This is a genomic window from Sulfitobacter sp. W074 (assembly GCF_025142275.1).
In the GTDB taxonomy this organism is placed as follows: Bacteria; Pseudomonadota; Alphaproteobacteria; order Rhodobacterales; family Rhodobacteraceae; genus Sulfitobacter; species Sulfitobacter profundi.
The window spans coordinates 1,336,620-1,355,173 of sequence record NZ_CP081130.1; the positions used below are offsets into that span (position 1 = coordinate 1,336,620).

At 63.4% G+C, this 18,554-nt stretch carries 14 protein-coding genes and 1 tRNA gene; 8 read left to right on the top strand and 7 right to left on the bottom strand.

All coding sequences use genetic code 11. The annotated features are described in order from the left end of the window. Positions 1-106: 106 nt before the first annotated feature. The 3 genes from K3762_RS06610 to K3762_RS06620 all read left to right on the top strand — a co-directional run bounded on the left by K3762_RS06610 (position 107) and on the right by K3762_RS06620 (position 4,704). Positions 107-1,267 (top strand): type III PLP-dependent enzyme, encoded by a 1,161-nt coding sequence (locus K3762_RS06610; protein ID WP_132446164.1) that lies wholly within the window; start codon positions 107-109, stop codon positions 1,265-1,267. Between the two features lie 70 nt (positions 1,268-1,337). Continuing rightward, positions 1,338-3,635 (top strand): xanthine dehydrogenase family protein molybdopterin-binding subunit, encoded by a 2,298-nt coding sequence (locus K3762_RS06615; protein WP_132446162.1) that lies wholly within the window; start codon positions 1,338-1,340, stop codon positions 3,633-3,635. Beyond that, positions 3,613-4,704 (top strand): DUF2235 domain-containing protein, encoded by a 1,092-nt coding sequence (locus K3762_RS06620; RefSeq protein ID WP_120350645.1) that lies wholly within the window; start codon positions 3,613-3,615, stop codon positions 4,702-4,704. Before K3762_RS06615 ends, K3762_RS06620 begins: the two co-directional genes overlap by 23 nt. On the opposite strand, the gene K3762_RS06625 is transcribed toward K3762_RS06620, so the two are convergent. From K3762_RS06625 to putA, 4 genes are all read right to left on the bottom strand, one after another. Then, a complete protein-coding gene (locus tag K3762_RS06625; RefSeq protein ID WP_132446160.1) occupies positions 4,701-5,087 on the bottom strand; it encodes a GFA family protein in 387 nt (128 codons plus the stop codon). The two genes, K3762_RS06620 and K3762_RS06625, sit on opposite strands and share 4 nt — an antisense overlap. Further along, positions 5,084-5,827 (bottom strand): rhomboid family intramembrane serine protease, encoded by a 744-nt coding sequence (locus K3762_RS06630; RefSeq protein WP_260012506.1) that lies wholly within the window; start codon positions 5,825-5,827, stop codon positions 5,084-5,086. The genes K3762_RS06625 and K3762_RS06630 overlap by 4 nt, the downstream gene beginning before the upstream one ends. A gap of 85 nt (positions 5,828-5,912) precedes the next feature. Next, entirely contained in the window at positions 5,913-7,064 is a 1,152-nt protein-coding gene (locus K3762_RS06635; protein ID WP_132446158.1) for an amidohydrolase, read from the bottom strand. A gap of 22 nt (positions 7,065-7,086) precedes the next feature. Beyond that, complete coding sequence (gene putA / locus K3762_RS06640) at positions 7,087-10,503, bottom strand: bifunctional proline dehydrogenase/L-glutamate gamma-semialdehyde dehydrogenase PutA (protein ID WP_132446156.1); 3,417 nt, start codon at positions 10,501-10,503, stop codon at positions 7,087-7,089. A 107-nt stretch (positions 10,504-10,610) separates the two neighbouring features. Between putA and K3762_RS06645 the strand changes: the two genes are divergently transcribed. Together K3762_RS06645 and K3762_RS06650 are read left to right on the top strand one after the other, a co-directional pair. Then, positions 10,611-11,087 (top strand): Lrp/AsnC family transcriptional regulator, encoded by a 477-nt coding sequence (locus K3762_RS06645; RefSeq protein WP_067622609.1) that lies wholly within the window; start codon positions 10,611-10,613, stop codon positions 11,085-11,087. Between the two features lie 62 nt (positions 11,088-11,149). After that, a tRNA-Leu gene (locus K3762_RS06650) sits at positions 11,150-11,236 on the top strand. A gap of 14 nt (positions 11,237-11,250) precedes the next feature. On the opposite strand, the gene K3762_RS06655 is transcribed toward K3762_RS06650, so the two are convergent. After that, entirely contained in the window at positions 11,251-12,792 is a 1,542-nt protein-coding gene (locus K3762_RS06655; protein ID WP_260012510.1) for an MHYT domain-containing protein, read from the bottom strand. Positions 12,793-13,192: 400 nt separating this feature from the next. Here K3762_RS06655 and K3762_RS06660 point away from each other — a divergent pair, with 400 nt between their 5' ends. Continuing rightward, positions 13,193-13,714 (top strand): PAS domain-containing protein, encoded by a 522-nt coding sequence (locus tag K3762_RS06660; RefSeq protein WP_260012511.1) that lies wholly within the window; start codon positions 13,193-13,195, stop codon positions 13,712-13,714. A gap of 70 nt (positions 13,715-13,784) precedes the next feature. On the opposite strand, the gene metG is transcribed toward K3762_RS06660, so the two are convergent. Together metG and K3762_RS06670 are read right to left on the bottom strand one after the other, a co-directional pair. Beyond that, positions 13,785-15,497, bottom strand: a complete 1,713-nt coding sequence (gene metG, locus K3762_RS06665) for a methionine--tRNA ligase (RefSeq protein ID WP_132446150.1) — start codon at positions 15,495-15,497, stop codon at positions 13,785-13,787. A gap of 71 nt (positions 15,498-15,568) precedes the next feature. Continuing rightward, positions 15,569-16,792, bottom strand: coding sequence for an MFS transporter (locus K3762_RS06670; RefSeq protein WP_132446148.1), 1,224 nt, complete (start codon positions 16,790-16,792; stop codon positions 15,569-15,571). 154 nt (positions 16,793-16,946) lie between these two features. Here K3762_RS06670 and K3762_RS06675 point away from each other — a divergent pair, with 154 nt between their 5' ends. After that, positions 16,947-17,990: an aldo/keto reductase gene (locus tag K3762_RS06675; RefSeq protein ID WP_260012513.1), complete on the top strand. Its 1,044-nt coding sequence runs from the start codon at positions 16,947-16,949 to the stop codon at positions 17,988-17,990. Next, complete coding sequence (locus K3762_RS06680) at positions 17,990-18,538, top strand: lipocalin family protein (RefSeq protein WP_132446144.1); 549 nt, start codon at positions 17,990-17,992, stop codon at positions 18,536-18,538. The genes K3762_RS06675 and K3762_RS06680 overlap by 1 nt, the downstream gene beginning before the upstream one ends. Positions 18,539-18,554 lie beyond the last annotated feature (16 nt).

The window sequence follows — 18,554 nt, forward strand, 5'->3', positions numbered from 1 at the left end:
TGTCATATCGTCAATCCGCCGAAAGTTCGCGTCACTTTAGGCGGTTTGACACGATGAATCGACTGAAATCGCGGGTTTACTGGAGAAAAGCAAACAAGAGGCCCCCATGCAGCATATCGCCCCCCTTTCCGACAGGCCCGCCGCCTATCTGGCCAAACATAGCCCAGATGCGCCGGTGTTGTTCCTGGCCCCCTCGGTGCTGCAGGCCACAGCGCGGCGGTTTCAGGCGGATTTCGACGGGTTGGTGACCTATGCGGTCAAGGCCAATGACCGGCCCGAGGTGCTCTCGAACCTTGTCGCGGCGGGGATCACCACCTTCGACGTGGCCTCTCCGGCAGAAATGGCGGCGGTCCGGGCGGTCTGCCCGCAGGCGGTGCTGCATTACAACAACCCTGTCCGCTCGGCGGCAGAGGTGCGGGCCGGGATCGCGGCGGGCGTCTATAGCTGGTCGATCGACGATATGTCGGAACTGGCCAAGCTGCGCGACGTGCCGCGCGACAATGAAGTTGCGGTGCGCTTTGCCTTGCCAGTGAAGGGTGCGGCCTATGATTTCGGGTCGAAATTCGGCGCGGCCCCTGAGCAGGCGGCGGAGCTGTTGCGCGCGGTGGCTGAGATGGGATTCACTCCGTCAATGTGTTTCCACCCCGGCACGCAGTGCAATGATCCGCAGGCTTGGGTGCAATATGTCCACGCGGCGGCGGATATCCTGCGTGCGGCGGGTGTCTCTATAAAACGGATGAATATCGGCGGGGGTTTTGCCGTGGATCGTGGATTTGACGCGCCGGATCACCGGGCGGTCTTTGCCGCGGTGAAGGCGGCGCTTGCCGAGAGTTTTGGCACGGATGCGCCCTCGCTTCTTTGCGAGCCGGGGCGCGCGATGGTTGCCGATGCCGCCGTGCTGGCGACCCGTATCAAGGGGATGCGCAACGCCGGGCGGACGGTCTTCCTGAACGACGGTATCTATGGGGGTCTGCCCGATCTGCGGGATATGGGCCTGTCGGGTCTGGTAGATGTGGTCGGCCCGGAGGGGGCGCTGCGCCAAGGGGCGCTGACACCGCGCGTGGTCTTTGGCCCTACTTGCGATTCGCTCGACCGTTTGCCCGACGGCCTGCCGCTGCCCGAAGATGCACAGACGGGGGATTATCTGTTGTTTGGCGGGATGGGGGCTTATTCCATCGCCATGTCCACCGCCTTTAATGGCTATGGGCTGGCAGGGATCACGCTTGTTTCGGACCTTGGAGCCGTGCCCAAACGCAAGGCGGCCTGAGCCTCTGGACACTGGCGGTTCGCCCGCTACTGTTGCGCTGGAATAGGCAGGGCAGCAGGGGCAGCGTCAGATGGAAAAGTTCGGGAAAAGCCAGCCGGTCAAACGGGTGGAAGACCACCGTTTCTTGACCGGCGATGGCCGCTATGTCGATGACATCGCCCCCCAGGGGGCACTGCACGGCGTGTTCTTCCGCGCGCCGGTGGCCCATGGAGTGATCACTGAATTGGACGTGAGCGATGCCCGCGACGCGGAGGGCGTGCATCTGGTGCTGACCTGTGCCGATCTGGAAGCGGCGGGTATGAATATCGCCCTGCCGCATACGGTGGTCGACAACCGTGACGGCAGCAAGGGGGCGGCACCGCTGCGCCCGATGTTGGCGAAAGACCGGGTGCGCTATGTGGGAGAGCCGGTCGCTCTGATTGTGGCCGAAACCTTGCAAAAGGCGCGCGATGCGGCTGAACTGATCCTTTTCGACGCTGATGACCTGCCCGCCAAGATGGACCTCACCCCCGGAGGCGAGACCCTGCATCCTGAGGCCCCCGACAACCGCGCCTTTGATTGGGGCATGGGGGATGAGGCCAAGGTTGAAGCGGCATTTGCCAAGGCTGCGCGCCGCGTCAGGCTGGAGGTCGGCGACAACCGCATCATCGTCAACTCCATGGAGCCGCGCGGCTGCTATGCCGAATGGGCCGATGGCCGGTTGCATGTGGCGCTGGGCGGGCAGGGCGTCTGGGCGCATAAGGGCTTCTTTGTCAAAGCTTTTGGTCTCAGCGAAGATGCCGTGCGCGTGACAAACCCCGATGTCGGCGGTGGTTTCGGTATGAAGGCGATGACCTACCCAGAGTATTTTTGCATCGCTCAAGCCGCGCGGGCGCTGGGCCGCCCGGTGCGCTGGATGTCAGAGCGGACCGAAGCCATGCTCACCGACAATGGCGGGCGCGATCTGGTGTCTTGGGCCGAATTCGCCTTTGACGATAACCACAAGATCACCGCCTACCGTGTCGACACGCGCTGCAACCTCGGGGCCTATAACAGCCAGTTCGGCCAGCCGATTCAGTCGACGCTGTTCTCTAAGGTTTTGATGGGCGTCTATGACGTGCAAGACACCTATCTGCATGTCGAGGGCTATTACACCAACACCGTGCAGGTCGATGCCTATCGCGGCGCCGGGCGGCCCGAGGCAATCTATGTGCTGGAGCGGTTGATGGACCGCGCCGCGCGTGAGTTGGGCGTCGATCCGTGGGAATTGCGGCGGATCAACTTTATCAAGCCGGATCAGTTTCCCTATACCACCGCCACGGGAGAGCTTTACGACGTGGGCGATTTCGCGCGCCTCCTGACCCGGGCGGCAGAGGAGGCCGACCGTGAGGGGTTCGCGGCCCGCCGTACCGCCGACGCCAAGCGCGGCCTGCTGCGGGGGCAGGGCTTGTGTTACTATATCGAAAGCATTCTCGGCGATCCTTCCGAAGGGGCCAAAGTGGTCTTTGAGGAGAATGGCCACGTGACGATCTATGTCGGCACCCAAAGCAACGGTCAGGGGCATGAGACGGTCTATGCGCAGTTCCTGTCGGATCAGACCGGCATCCCGGCGGAGCGGATCAGCGTTGTGCAGGGGGATAGCGACCTGATTGAAAAGGGCGGCGGCACCGGCGGCTCGCGTTCGGTCACCACGCAGAACACGGCGACCTTGGCGACCGTGGCGAAGATAACCGAAGTCTTCACCGCGTTTCTGGCTGATGAACTGGGCGTTGCGGCGAGCGATATCACCTTTGACGACGAACGCTTCCGCGCCGAAGGGTCAAACGCCACGCCCACCATGCTAGAGGTGGCCGAAATGGTGCGCGCCAAGGGCCGCGACGATCTGCTGTCCCACCACGAACGCGCCAGCCTGCCGGGGCGCAGCTATCCCAACGGGGCGCATGTGGCCGAGGTGGTGATCGACCCTGAAACCGGGGTGGTGACCCTCGACCGCTATACGGTGGTCGATGATTTCGGCAACCTGATCAACCCGATGCTGGCCGAGGGGCAGGTGCATGGCGGGGTAGCCCAAGGCATCGGCCAAGCGGTGCAAGAACGGGTCGTCTATGACGAAGACGGGCAACTGCTGACCGCCACCTTCATGGACTACGCCATGCCCCGCGCCGCCGACCTGCCGATGATCTCTTTCACGTCTGAGCCTGTGCCCTCGACCGCCAATGCCATGGGCATGAAGGGCTGTGGTGAGGCTGGGACTGTGGGCGCGCTGGCGGCGGTGTCGAACGCGGTGCAGGATGCGCTTTGGGAACGCGGTGTGCGGCAGGCGGATATGCCTTTCACCCCGCATAGGGTCTGGGAGATGCTGCAAGGTGCCGCAATCGCAGCCGAGTAAAAGCCTGTTCCAACGGCTCTTTGGGCGGTTATGGCGACGGCCTGAAAGTGACTTCGGCCCGCGCCGGGGGGCGGTGACCCACGTCATTATCCTTGATGGGACCATGTCTTCGCTCGAACTGGGGCGAGAGACCAACGCCGGCATCGCCTATAGCCTGTGCCGCGAGATGGGCAGTGCTCTGTCGATCTATTATGAACCGGGTCTGCAATGGCGTGATTGGCGCAGCGCGCGCGATGTGATCATGGGGCGCGGGATCAACCGACAGATCCGCCGCGCCTATGGCTATCTCGCATCGCGCTACCGACCCGGGGACCGGATTTTCCTGATGGGTTATTCGCGTGGCGGCTATGCCGTGCGTTCGCTCGCCGGGGTGATCGACCGTGTGGGCCTTCTGCGCGCCGAGGTCGCGACAGAGCGTAACATCCGCGATGTCTACCGCCATTACGAGGCGCATCATCTGAGCAAGGCGGGCGAATTGTTTGCGCGGGCCAACTGCCACCCCGAGGTGGAGATCGAGGCGATCGGCGTTTGGGATACGGTCAAGTCGCTGGGTCTGAACGCGCCACTGTTCTGGCGGTTCTCGCAGCCGCTGCACATGTTCCACAACCACGATCTAAGCCGCAATGTGAAGAACGGCTTTCAGGCGCTGGCGCTGAACGAAACCCGTGTCGCCTATGCCCCGGTGATGTGGACCACGCCCGAGGGCTATGCCGGGCGGCTTGAGCAGGTCTGGTTTCCGGGCACCCACGGCGATGTCGGCGGGCAGTTGGGCGGTGATGAGGCCGCGCGCCCCTTGGCAAATATCCCGCTTGTCTGGCTGTTGTCGCGGATGGAAGAAAGCGGTCTGCCGCTCCCCGACGGCTGGACCACACGCTTTGATCAAGACCCCGCTGCACCCTCCATCGGGCGCTGGCGCGGCTATGGCAAAATGCTTGTGACCCGCCGCCGCCGTCTGGTGGGCGCGGACCCGTCAGAGCGGCTGCACGAAAGCGTGGATCAACGCCGTGCGCACGCCGAGCCGCAGCCGGGGCTTCTGGCGCGGATGCAGGGGGTGATCTCCAGCCTTTAGCTGCCCTTGCGGTCCGAGGGGTGATTGACCCCGTCGCTATAGGGCAGCGGCTCCATCTCCCAAGGCAGGACCCCTTCGATCGCGCCAAGGTTCACGCCGCATTCATCGGGGTTCGAGCGGCGGCGGTGGTGGGTATAGATGCCACAGGTCTTGCAGAAGTAATGCTGCGCCGTATGGGTGCCCCATGTATAAAGCGTGAGGTTCTCGGCGCCTTTCAACACGGTCACAGTCTCGGCCAGTGCGGTCACCGTGGCCGCCGCGCGACGGCGACAGAACGTACAGGTGCAGCGCGAGGCCGAGGCCAGACCGCGCGGGAACAGGGCTTCGATCAGTACCGCCCCACAATGGCAGGAGGCGCGGCGGGTTTCTGAGGTTTCGGTCATTTGCGTCTCACTTTCGGAATGCGACTTTCGCTGAGGTTATAGTCGGCAGCGGCATGGGGCGGATGGCCGTCGGTCTGTCGCCAAAAGGCAAAACCGCCCCGGCGCAGCCACAGCGGCAGGGTCAGAACCAGCCCCGCGATAAACCCGCCCGCATGGGCCCAATAGGCCACGCCGCCGGTGCCCGGTGTGGCGCCGATCCCCCCGATGAACTGCATGCCGAACCACAGGCCCAGCATGATCCAAGCCGGGATCGCGAAGATGCGGAAAAACACGATAAGGATCACCAGAATATCCACTTTGGCGCGGGGGAACAGCAGCAAATAGCCCCCCATGACCCCCGCAATCGCGCCCGAGGCGCCGACCATGGGCACCCATGAGAGCGGCTCTGTTACGACTTGGCCCAGCCCCGCCGCGATACCGCAGGCAAGGTAGAACAGCAGGTAGCGCCCGTGACCCATCTCATCCTCGACATTATCGCCGAAGATCCACAGAAACAGCATGTTACCGGCCAAATGCATCCAGCCGCCATGCAGAAATTGCGAGGTGATGAGGCCGAAATACCCCTCTCCATGGCTCAGCCGCGCGGGCAGCAGAGCGTAGGTGTAGTAAAACTCTGCCAAGGCACGCTCATCCGCCATCAGCGACAGGGAAGACAGGAACACCCCGATGTTCACCGCCATCAGCGCATAGGTGACATAGGGCGTGCGGCCCGAGGGGTTATGATCGCGGATCGGGAACATGCGGGCCAGCCTTTGCCAAGTCGCGCGCAGCGTCAAGCGGCACGGGGGGAACTTGCATGTTTAGCTGCGCCCGCCGGGGCGTCTGTCAAGCAGAACCGAGCAAATCCCGTGCGATCCGCTCAAAAATACCCGCGCCGATGGGGATCAGATCATCGGGGAAATCGTAATCGGGATTGTGCAGCGCGGCGTAATCTTCTCCCGGCCCGAGGCAGAGCATCGCCGCCTTGGCGTCGCGTCCAAACAGGCCGAAATCCTCAGAGGCGCGCATCGGCAGATTTCTCTGCCCGTGCGACACGCCAAGCGCGTTCATCGCCGCGGCGGCGATGTCGTAGGCTTCGGGATGATTGATTGAGGCGGCGAAATGGTCGGACTCTGCGAATTCCGCCCTCAGCCCATGGGCCTTTGCGCTGCGGGTGACCTCGGCGCGCAGGGCGGCTTCGATCTCGGCCAGTGCATCGTCGCGGGTGCTGCGCAGCGTGGCGTAGAGCACCGCTGCGCCGGGGGCAATGCCAAAGGTCGGCTCGCCCATGCGCAGGTGGGTCAAGGTGACAAGGCGGAAGTCATCGTCGAGCGGCCCGCCGGGGCCGAGGGCTTGCAGTGCCGGGATCAACTCGGCCAGCGCAGACGCGGGCGATCTGCCGTCTTCGGGGCTGGCGGCATGGGCGGTCTTGCCGCTGAGGGTCAGGGCGATGCCCTTGGAGGCGCAATTGATCAGGGCGGGGGCTGTATCCACATGGCCGAAGGGGCGGCCCGGCTCGACGTGGATGGCAAAGGCATAATCGGCGGCGATCTCGGCGTAGGCCGGGTCGTCCACCACGGCGCGTGCGCCGCTGCCGTCTTCTTCGGCGGGTTGAAACATCAGCACGACGCGGCCCTTTGCAACCGGCTGTCGTGCGACCAATCGCCCAAGCGCCAGCAGCATGGTCATATGTCCATCGTGCCCGCAGACATGGCTTTTCCCCGGCACTTTCGAGACCCACGGAATGTCGTGCTCTTCGGGGATCGGCAGAGCGTCCAACTCGGCGCGGAACAGCACCGTTGGGCCGGGGCTGCCGCTGTCAAAGACCGCCGCGACACCGTGCCCGCCGAGGCCGGAGAGAATGCGGGTGGGGCCGAGTTTTGCCAGTTCCGCCGCGATGGTCCGGGCGGTCTCAATCTCTTCGCCCGAGATTTCGGGATATTGGTGGAGCGCCCTGCGAAACCGCGTCAGGTCTTCGATGTCGCTGTTCGTCAGCATGGCGCTCCTCCGATTGTCTGCTTTAGGCCATCATGCCCAAGAGCTGTGCATTGCCGCCCGAGGCCGTGGTGTCAACACAGACATGCCGTTCGGCGCGGACGCGGGCGGTGTCGGGTTTGCCGCGCAAAAGCGGGATGATCGCGCCCTCGCGGGCCGCCAGTGCCTTCTCGATCTGCCGCGCCGTCGCATCCTCGCCCCACCAAAGCACGCCGCCATAGGCCGGGCCGGTGGTCAGCGCCTCAGGGTCGATCCGGCCAGAGGCCGTGACCGCAACACCGCCGAGCGCCCGCACGGCCTTGGCCTGCGCCTCTGCCGTTTCGGCGCCCGGTCCCATGCACAACAGTGCGGGGCGCGGCAGAGTCGACAGGCGGTTGCTCTCACCGGTCGGGCCGGGCATCGACTGGGTTTCCAGAACGGTCGGATGCTGGGCGGGCAGGGTGGGAAGCTTGGCCTCTGCGCTGTCCCAAGTGCCAGCGGCCTCCTGATGGTCAGGTGCCGAGAAACGTGGCAGATAGTTCGGCCCGCCCGCCTTTGGCCCCGTGCCCGAAAGCCCCTCGCCGCCGAAGGGCTGGCTGCCGACGATGGCGCCGATCTGGTTGCGGTTGACGTAGATGTTGCCCGCCTCGATCCGTTCCGAGACATGCTGCACCCGGTCGTCGATGCGGGTGTGCAGACCAAAGGTGAGCCCGTAGCCCGTGGCATTGATCGCGTCGATCACGGTGTCAAGTTCGTGGCTCTTGAAGGTCGCGACATGCAGCACGGGGCCGAAAATCTCGCGTTTCATCTCGCTGATGCTGCCCACCCGCAGGATCGCCGGGCCGACGAAAGTGCCGCCCTCGGGGGCCGTCATCTCGGCGATCAGCCGCCCCTCGGCGCGGGCCGCTTCGATATGATCCACGATTGTCTTGCGCGCCTGCGCGTCGATCACCGGGCCGACATCGGTCGACAGGTGCCACGGATCGCCCATGTTGAGCGCCTGCATGGCCCCCGTCAGCATGCGGATCAGGTCTTCGGCGATGTCCTCTTGCACATAGAGGCAGCGCACGGCGGAACAGCGTTGGCCGGCCGATTGGAAGGCGCTTTCGACGATGGCCTGCACGGCCTGCTCGGGCAGGGCGGTGCTGTCGACGATCATCGCGTTGAGGCCACCGGTCTCGGCAATCAATGGGGTGCCGGGGGCGCAGTGTTCGGCCATACTGGCGCGGATGCGCAGGGCAGTGGCCGTGGAGCCGGTGAAGGCCACGCCGTTCACACGGGCATCGCCGGTCAATGCCGCGCCGACCTTGCCGCCACCGGGCAGCAGTTGCAGGGCGGAACGCGGCACGCCGGCTTCGTGCAGCACTTCGACGGCGAGTTTGGCGATTAACGGCGTTTGTTCAGCCGGTTTGGCCAGTACGGCATTGCCAGCGGCCAGCGCCGCCGTGACCTGCCCGCAGAAGATCGCCAGCGGGAAGTTCCACGGGGAGATGCAGGTGAAGATGCCCGCGGGCGGCTCATTGGTGGCTTGGCCCGCGTAGTAGCGCAGGAAGTCCACCGCCTCGCGCAGTTCGGCCACGCAGTCGGGCATGCCTTTCCCGGCCTCACGGGCGAGGATGGCGAAGATCTCGCCGTAGCGGTCCTCCAACATGTCAGCGGCCCGCAAAAGCGTTGCGCGGCGTGAGTCGAGCGGGGCGTCCCAAAGCGCGGCAGTGTCCAGGGCCGTGGCGACATCGGCCTCAGATGCCGGTTGCACCGTGCCGGGGGAGGTTCCGCCAGTCGGGTTGGAAACCTCCTCTGCGGCTTCGGGCGCGGGGGTGCCTGCAAGGATTGGCGCAGTGTTCCATGTGGCATCGGCGAAGGGGGCGCGGGCCTCTTCGATGGCGGCAAGCGTCGGGGTGTGGGCCAGATCGAAACCCCGCGCATTGGCGCGTTGCGGCTGGAACACGTCCGGGCCTTTCGGGATCGTCGGCGCGCTGTCCTGCAACTGGTCAAACGGGTCGGCGGCCACCACTTCGGGCGGCACGTTTTCGTCAACGATCTGATTCACGAAGCTGGAGTTCGCGCCGTTCTCAAGCAAACGCCGCACCAGATAGGCCAGCAGGTCGCGGTGCGCGCCGACGGGGGCGTAGATGCGGCAGCGGGTGCCGTGTTTTTCCATCACGATGTCATGCAGGGTCTCGCCCATGCCGTGCAGGCGTTGGAACTCATAGGCCTCGGGGTCGTCGGCCATATGCAGCACGGCGGCAACGGTATGCGCGTTGTGGGTGGCGAACTGCGGATAGATGCGATCCGTCATGTTCAGCAGTTTGCGGGCGTTGGCGATATAGCTCACATCGGTCGCGGCCTTGCGGGTGAAGACCGGGAAGCCGTCGATGCCTTCGACCTGCGCCTGCTTGATCTCGGTGTCCCAATAGGCGCCCTTGACCAGACGGACCATGATGCGCCGATCGTGACGTTTGGCCATGTCATAAAGCGTGTCGAGCACCACGCCCGCGCGCGGGCCATAGGCCTGCACCACCACGCCGAAACCGTCCCAGCCTGCCAGCGCAGGCTCGGCCATCACCGTGTCGATCACTTCGAGCGAGAGCGCGAGGCGGTCGGCTTCTTCGGCGTCGATGTTCAGGCCCATGCCCGCGGATTTCGCCAAGAGCGCCAGCGCCCGCAGACGCGGCACTAGATCGCGCATCACCGCCTTTTCCTGCGCCAATTCATAGCGCGGGTGCAGGGCCGATAGCTTGACCGAGATGCCGGGGTTCTTGCGGATATCGTCATGGGTGCAGGCATCGGCAATGGCCGAGATCGCACGGGAATAGCTGAGGTGGTAGCGTTTGGCATCGGCCTCAGTCCGCGCCGCTTCGCCCAGCATGTCGTAGCTATAGGTGAAACCCTTTTTCTCCATCCCCTTCGCGCGTTTCATCGCGGCGTGGATGTCTTCGCCCAGAACGAACTGACGGCCCATCTCGCGCATGGCGCGGCTGACGGCGGTACGGATCACCGGCTCGCCCAGACGTTTGATCGCGGCGCGTAGGTGGCGCACCGGGCCGGGCTGGTCATCGTCGAGCACGCGGCCCGTCAGCATCAGCGCCCAAGTGGAGGCGTTCACCAAGCTGGAGGTCGAATGCCCCATGTGGCGCCCCCAGTCCGAGGGGGCGATCTTGTCTTCGATCAGCGCGTCGATGGTCTCGGCATCTGGGACCCGCAGCAGCGCCTCGGCGAGACACATCAGCGCCACGCCTTCGTCGGTGCTGAGACCGTATTCAGCGAGGAAGACTTCCATCATCCCCGGCGCGGAGGTGCCGCGAATGTCACGGACAAGACCCGCCGCATCGGCGGTGATCTGGGCGCGATCTTCGGCAGAAAGATTGGCCTGCGCCTTGAGCTCGGTCAGCAGCGCATCCGGGTCGGCATAGGTGCGCGCGTCAATGGTTTGGCGGAGGGCGGGGGCGTGATCGAGGGGCATGGCAAGCTCCAGTTGATGTTTGACCCAGAATACCTGATGATCGGCGGGATATTCGACTGAAGATAATACATACTTCAGTCGATCAAACTGAAGTATGGGGTAATCACATGGCAAATGAACTTTTCGATCTGGACCGGTTCGACAGCGCGATTCTATCGGTGCTGGCCGAGGATGGCCGCATCAGCATCACCGACCTTGCCCGCCGCATCGGCCTGTCGAAATCACCCACCCAAGCGCGCCTGCGCCGGTTGGAGGAAAGCGGCGTGATCCTCGGCTACCGCGCGCTTTTGGATCCGATCCGGCTGGGGCTCGACCATGTGGCCTTTGTCGAGGTCCGGTTGAACGACACGCGCGAGGCGGCGCTGAGGGCCTTCAACGTCGCCGTCGCCAAGGTGCCAGAGATCGAACAGGCCCATATGATCGCCAGCCATTTCGATTATCTGATCAAGATTCGCACGCGGAACATGTCGGAATATCGGCGCTTTCTGGGGGAGGTTATTTCGACCCTGCCGCATGTGGCCAGCACATCGACCTATGTGGCGATGGAGGCGGTGAAAGAAACCATGCTGGCCGATACGGCCTAAACCGTGGGCCGGGGCCTTCCCCCATTTACACCGCCCACGTGATGCTTATTGTGCGCCCCGATGCGGGCGTGATGGAATGGTAGACATACCAGACTTAAAATCTGTTGGGGCGTAGCCCCGTGTGGGTTCGAGTCCCACCGCCCGCACCACCTTTTTCAAAGACTTAGCTTGCTTGGGCCAGCGTCGCAGGTTCCGCCATCTGCGTGGCGCCGGGGATGAAGACGGTAAAGATCGTGCCCTGGCCAAGGGTGCTTTTGACCGTGATGTCGCCGCCGTGCGCGAGCGCCAGTTTCTTGCAGATCGCCAACCCCAGACCTGTGCCGCCTTCGGCGCGGTCGTCGGCGTCTTCAATCTGGGTGAAGGCTTCGAAGATGCGGTCGAAGTCCTGCGCGGCGATGCCGACGCCGTTGTCTTCGACCTCAAAAACGAACCCGCCTGCATGGGGGCGGGCGCGTAGGTGGATGTCGCGCGCCTTGGAGAATTTCAGCGCATTGCCGACGATATGGCCGAGCAGCTGCAGGCTGCGGCGGCGGTCGGCGGTAACTGTGAGCGGGGGGGTGTCGATATGTAGCGTGGCCGTCTTGTCATGCGCCGCCCCATGGTGCTGCTCGACCACTTCCTCCAATAACATGCGCGTATCAAAGGGGGTCTTATCCAGCGCGAGGTCGTTCAACTCCATATTCGTGTAATCAAGGATGTCGTTGATAATGGTCAGCAATTGCCCGCCCGCAAATTTGATGCGCTGACCGTAGAGTTCCGCCTGATCGCCCATCTTGGTGAAATGCTCTGATGCCGGTTTCTCCTCCGGTTCGAGCTTGGCAAGGTTGTGACGCTTGAGTTCCGACAGGAAGCTGGCGTAGCCGATGACGATGGTCAGCGGGGTGCGCAATTCGTGGCTGAGCACGCTCATGAATTCCGATTTCGCGCGGCTGGCGCTTTCGGCGGCATCGCGGGCCTGACGCAGTTCTTCGACGCTTTCGTTGCGTGTCCGGTTTTCGACCACATAGCTGAAAAGCGCGGCCAGCGCGATGATGGCGGCGGTTCCGGCGATGATCAGCGCGATGAGCCGGTATTCGACAGGATTGGCATAGAGAGGCTGCGCGGCGAGCGGCGTCACTTGAAAGGCGGCCATCCCAGTGAAATGCAATAGGATAATGGCCAAGGCCAAAAGCCCGGTCATCCACAACACGCTGCCCTTTCCCCCACGGCCGGCGGCCCCGAGCGCAAGGGTGGCGAGGGTCACCGCGATGATCACAGAGGCGGCCAGATAGCCCATGTCCCATTGGATGGTGCCCTGCACACGGTAGGCGATCATGCCGGTGTAATGCATGGCCGAGATTGCCAAGCCGAAGATCGTCCCCCCCAAAACCGTGGCGCGTCGAGATTTTAACAGACCCGCGATGACGACACCCAAGATCGATCCAACGATGGCGATGATCAGGGACAGGAAAGTCAGGGAGAAATGGAAGGTTGCTGGCGCGTCGAGCTGATAGGCGAGGATCGCGATGAAATGGGTGCACCAGATCGTGACCCCGGCGGTCATCGCGGTCAAATAGCACCAGATCATTGCCTGTGCGCGCGGCTGCTCAAGCACATGCTGATAAAGCCGCGACACCACCCAGCTGCCAAAGATACAAAGCAGCGCCGCCAGCAGCACGAGCCCGAGGTCGTGATCATGATGAATACTGTGGGCGACCCGGAACATCTTAATCCTATCAAATACTAAGATTTAGTTAATTGCTGGCCGAATAAGGCCAAAATAAGGCCCCCGCAAGTTCACACTATGCTGCAGTTTTAACTCGCTCTTAAGGGCAGGGCGCTAAACCTCAGCCATGATCGGTATTGCGGCGAGATGAGGAAAAGGCGGGGGTATGGTAGAGTTAAACGAGCGGGTGAAACCGTCTAACTCATTGCGGCGATTTGTTTTTCGCTTGTTTCGCCATGTCGGGCAGCTGATTGGTCGGGCGCGGCAGCGTCGTGCGTTTGGGCGAGGAAGGCAGTGCGAAAACAGGCTGGTTTTCCGCAAGGACTTAACTGGTTCAGAGGGACCGCTTACCTTAGGGCAATTCCCGTTTATCTCCATCGTTTTCGCGGCAGAGCGGCGCATGTTTAGGCACAATCACGATGGCGTCGCAGGCGGGGCGGCGCCCAAGGCGCGGCGCTGCGGGGGGCTTTTCCCCACTTTCTGTCACGCGGCGCTGACGGGGGCTGAAGGTGCGCGCATCCTTTCCAACGCCAACGTCGATATGGCTGAGATCGAAGTGGACTTCGCGCCGGACGGGCGCGTCCGCCACGCGAATGAGGCGGCCTGCGGCGTCACCTACGGGCTGGGCGATTGTCTGAACGGGCAGCATATCTACGATCTTTTTGGCCCAAGGCTTTGCGATGGGGCTGAGATCGGCAAACTTTGGACGCAGGTCCTGCGGGGGCAGTGTCCGCAGGGGCGTTTTCAGATGCACCCGGGAGAGGACACAGCCCGGATCGTCGACGGACAGTTCAGCGCGGCGCGCGGCCCTGATGGGCGGGTTCAAACCATCCGGTTTCGGGGCGTGGAAGCCGCGGCGAACGATGTGGGACCGGTGCGCGCGTTGGGGAAGGGGGCTTCGCGGCGCGCCATGGGCAGCTAGCCGCGAATGCCCATCAGCGCATAAAGAAACAGCGGCGACTTACGCGGCGCCGCTGATCCGTCGGTTTCTATCAATCCCGCTTGCCGGCGAAGCGTTCGGCCCAGCTTTCGCGGTCCTCATCGCTGATCTTGGCAAAAAGCACCTCGGGCACGTCAAAGCCATGACCGGGGGCTAGTTTGCCCAAGGCCGCTGGCACATTATCGGGCCAAGGCATGTCTTCGACCTTCATCGCCTCGAGCATCGAGGCCGAAGCCGCAGGGATGAATGGGGCCGATAGCACCGCATAGAGCGGGATCAGGTTCAGCGCCAGCCGCACCTGTGCCGCCGCTTTGTCGGGGTCGGTCTTGAAGGTGGTCCAGGGCGCTTGGGCCTGCAGGTATTCGTTGCCAGCCGCCCAGATGCCGCGCAGTTCGGCGGCGGATTTACGGACTTCCATCGCCTCCATCAGCGCCTCGTAACGCGCGACGCGGGCGGTGATGTCTTCGATCAAGGCGTGCTCCGCCGCACCGTATTCCCCGGCCTCCGGCACGGCTTCGCCGAATTTGGAGCGGCAGAATTTGGTGATGCGGCTGACGAAGTTGCCCAGCACGTCTGCCAAATCTTTGTTCACCGACGCTTGGAAGTTTTCCCATGTGAATTCGGCATCCGAAGTCTCGGGTGCGTGGCTGAGCAGCCACCAGCGCCAATAATCCGCGGGCAGGATCTCCAACGCCTGATCCATAAAGACCCCGCGCCCGCGCGAGGTGGAGAACTGACCGCCGTCGTAATTCAAGTAGTTGAAGGATTTGATGTAATCCACCAGCTTCCACGGCTCGCCCGAGCCCTTGATCGTGGCCGGAAAGCTGAGCGTATGGAAGGGCACGTTGTCCTTGCCCATGAACTGGGTATAGCGCACGTCGTCGGCGCCCTTGTCGGTGCGCCACCAGCTTTCCCAGTCAGAGCCTTTGCCCGTATCGACCCATTCCTGCGCGCAGGCGATATATTCGATCGGCGCGTCGAACCAGACGTAAAAGACCTTGCCTTCCATGCCGGGCCAATCTTGATCGCCGCGCTTCACCGGCACGCCCCAGCTAAGATCGCGGGTGATGCCACGGTCTTGCAGACCATCGCCGTCATGCAGCCATTTCTTGGCGATGGAGGTGGTCAGTACGGGCCAATCGGTCTTGGAATTGATCCAGTCGTCCAACTCGTCCTTCAGCTTGCTCTGCCGCAGGAACAGATGCTTGGTCTCGCGCATCTCCAGATCGGTCGCGCCTGAAATGGTGGAGCGCGGATTGATCAGGTCTTCGGGGTCCAATTGCTTGGTACAGTTGTCACATTGGTCGCCGCGCGCGTCCTCGAACCCGCAGTTGGGGCAGGTGCCTTCGACATAGCGATCCGGCAGGAAGCGGCCATCAGTGGGGGAGTAAATCTGGCGCTGCGAAACTTCTTCGATCAGCCCCTGATCCGCCAGCGCGCCCGCGAAATGCTGGGTCAGCTTGCGGTTTTGCGGGCTGGAAGAACGGCCAAAGTGGTCGAACGACAGGCCAAAGCCTTCGGCGATGCGGGCCTGTGTTTCATACATCTCGGCGCAGTATTCCTCGACCGGTTTGCCCGCTTTGGCGGCGGCGAGTTCGGCAGGGGTGCCGTGTTCGTCGGTGGCGCAGAGGAACAGAACATCCTGCCCCCGGCCACGCTGGTAGCGCGCATAGAGGTCCGCAGGCAGTTGGCTGCCCACAAGGTTACCCAGATGTTTGATCCCGTTAATATAGGGGATGGCGGAGGTGATGAGGTGGCGTGTCATATCAATATTCCCGGTGCTTGGCGCAGCCTTATCGCAAGGGCTGCGCTGTTGCCAGCAAAAGACGGGATCGGCTAGTCGCGGTCTCGGGTGCGGCCCAGCAAGCGCCCGATAAGAAAGGTGGTCCGGGGGGCATAGACATAGGGCGTACGCTCTGCGCGCGTGGGCCGGGCGCGCATCCGGGCAAGGCCAAAGACCACCAGCACCCCATGGGCCGCCGCGATCATCGCGAACAACGCCGATGCACCGAAACCGTCGATCAGCACAGAGGCAAGGTAGGGCGCGCCGATGGCGCCCACGGCGAAAAAGAACATCAAGGCGGCAGACAGTTCGACACGCTCGTCAGAGCTTGCGAAATCATGGGCATGGGCGGCAGAGACGGAATAGATCGGGAATGTCGTGGCCCCAAAGAGCCCTGCCGAAAGCATGATCCCCGCCGTGCCATAGCCCGCGCCCATCATCGTGACAGCGCAGCCACCCATCGCCGCGACCGACAGCCAGATCAACACCCAGCGGCGGTCGTATTTGTCGGCGAGAATCCCCATCGGATATTGCGCCAGCGCCCCGCCGAGCACGAAAGCGGCAAGGAACCAAGCGATCTGTGGGGCGCTAAGACCCACTTCTTGCCCGTAGATCGGCCCGACCATCCGGAACGACGCGCTTGAGACCGCCGCCACCACGACACCCGCCGCCGCCAAAGGCGAACGGTCAAAGGCAAGGCGCGGGCGCAGCCTTGGTTGGTTGGGCGTCTCTGGCGGGCGGACTTTGGTCAGCGTCAGGGGCAAAAGTGCGGCACAGCAGCCGATGGCGAGCAGATTATACGAGACATATGACGCCGGGGCGAGCACGCCGACGATCAACTGCGCGGCGAGCGAACCGCTCATGTCGACCACCCGGTAAACCCCCATGGTGCGCCCGCGCGTCTCATTGGTGACCTTGGCCTGCATCCACGCCTCGATCACCGTATAGCACCCGGCGACGCACATGCCCGACGCCACCCGCATCAGGCCCCATGCGTAAGGATCCACCACCATCATATGCGCCATCAACCCGATTGACCCGGCGGCGGTGAAGGCGGCAAAGGCGCGGCTGTGGCCGACGCTGCCCATCAGCCGCGGGGCCCACCAGCAGCCGATGAAAAACCCCAGAAAATGCGCCGAGCCGAGCATACCGATTTCCTGACGGCTAAACCCAAGCTGCACGCCAGAAAGCACATCAATTGGCCCCACACCCCCGGTGGAGAGTTGCAAAAGGATGACCGAGAAAAACAGGGCGGCGAAGGAAATGAGCAGGCGCATGAGGGCACATTGCGTCCATTGCTGCCCGAACGGAAGCGCGAATGCGCCGGGTCCGCATTTTTGCCGGGGCCGTGAGATTGGCGCTTGGCAATTGCCCTTGCGAAGGCCGGGCAGGCGGCTAGGTTGCGGGCAAATCACAAGCGAGGACCACAAGATGAAGATGAACAAGCTCGGCTCAAGCGATATCGAGGTCTCGCATTTCTGTCTGGGCTCCATGACATGGGGCACCCAGAACACCGCCGAAGAGGGCCACGCGCAAATCGACCGCGCGCTCGACGCCGGGATCAACTTCATCGACACGGCCGAGATGTACCCCGTAAACCCGATCAGCGCCGAGACTATTGGCCGGACGGAAGAGATCATCGGCCAGTGGTTTGCCCGCGACAAGCGCCGCGATGAGGTGGTCTTGGCCAGCAAACATTCCGGCGAGGGGATGCAACACGCCCGCGATGGTGCGCCGATTTCATCCGACACGATCCCCGGTGCCATCGAAGGGTCGCTGAAGCGGTTGCAGACGGATTACATCGACCTTTACCAATTTCACTGGCCGAACCGGGGCAGCTATATGTTCCGCAAGAACTGGACCTTTGACCCCTCAAGTCAGAACCGGGCCGAGACCATCACCCATATGGAAGACGCCCTCGGCGCGCTGCAGCGCGAGGTTGAGCGGGGCACGATCCGCGCCTTTGGTCTGAGCAACGAAAGCGCATGGGGGCTGACCCAATGGGCCGCCGTGGCCGAGCGCACGGGCGGGCCGCGCCCGATCTCGGTGCAGAACGAATATTCGCTGATGTGCCGTTTGGCCGATACCGATGTGTCGGAAACATGTGTGAACGAACAGATCGACATGCTGTCTTTCTCACCCCTCGCCGCAGGGCTGCTGACCGGGAAATATCAGGGTGGCAAAGTGCCCGCTGGATCGCGTCTGTCGCTGAACGAAGACCTGGGCGGCCGCGTCACACCCCGCGCCTTTGAGGCCGTTGCCGCCTACCTTGATGTGGCGCAGAAACACGGGATCGACCCGGTGCAGATGGCGCTGGCATGGTGCGCGACGCGGCCCTTCATGGGCTCGGTGATCTTTGGCGCGACCAGCCTTGAGCAGCTTGATGTGGCGCTCGGCGGGTCCGACCTGACCCTGAGCGATGAGGTGATGGCCGACCTTGATGCGACGCATAAATCCCATCCGATGCCCTATTGATGGGCCGTTTCGCATCTTCTGGGGCGCGCCGTGTCGTTGTGCTAGTGTTGCTCGGCGCACTGGCCGCCTGCAACCGCAGCGCACCGCCGCCCGCGCAGACCGGCTTTCGCAATGCCGAGGCGCTGATCGGGGCCACCAGCCGCTATGACGCGGCGCGGTTTGGCGGTGATTGGCAGGTCCGGGCGGCCTTTGCCAATGATGCCAATCTGCGCGCGGTGACCTTCGCACCGCAGGGGCCAACGCTGATCGAGCACCGCCAAGTCTGTCATGCTGCTGGAGCTTGCACCGACCGCCGTGATCTCTGGGCGCTGAGCGAAGAGGGCCCGGCGCGCTATACCATGCGCGCCGCCGTGGGTGGGGCCGAGCGCGCCTTCTGGGTGCTTTGGGTCGATGAAGGCTTCCGCACCGCCGTCATCGGCAGCCCCGAGGGGGGGTACGGCTGGATCCTTGACCGTCAGGCGACAGGCGGCGAAGACCGGATCACCGCGGCGCAAGAGATTTTGGATTTCAACGGCTACAACCTCAGCGCGCTGCAAATGAGGCGCTGACCACGACGGCGCTGGC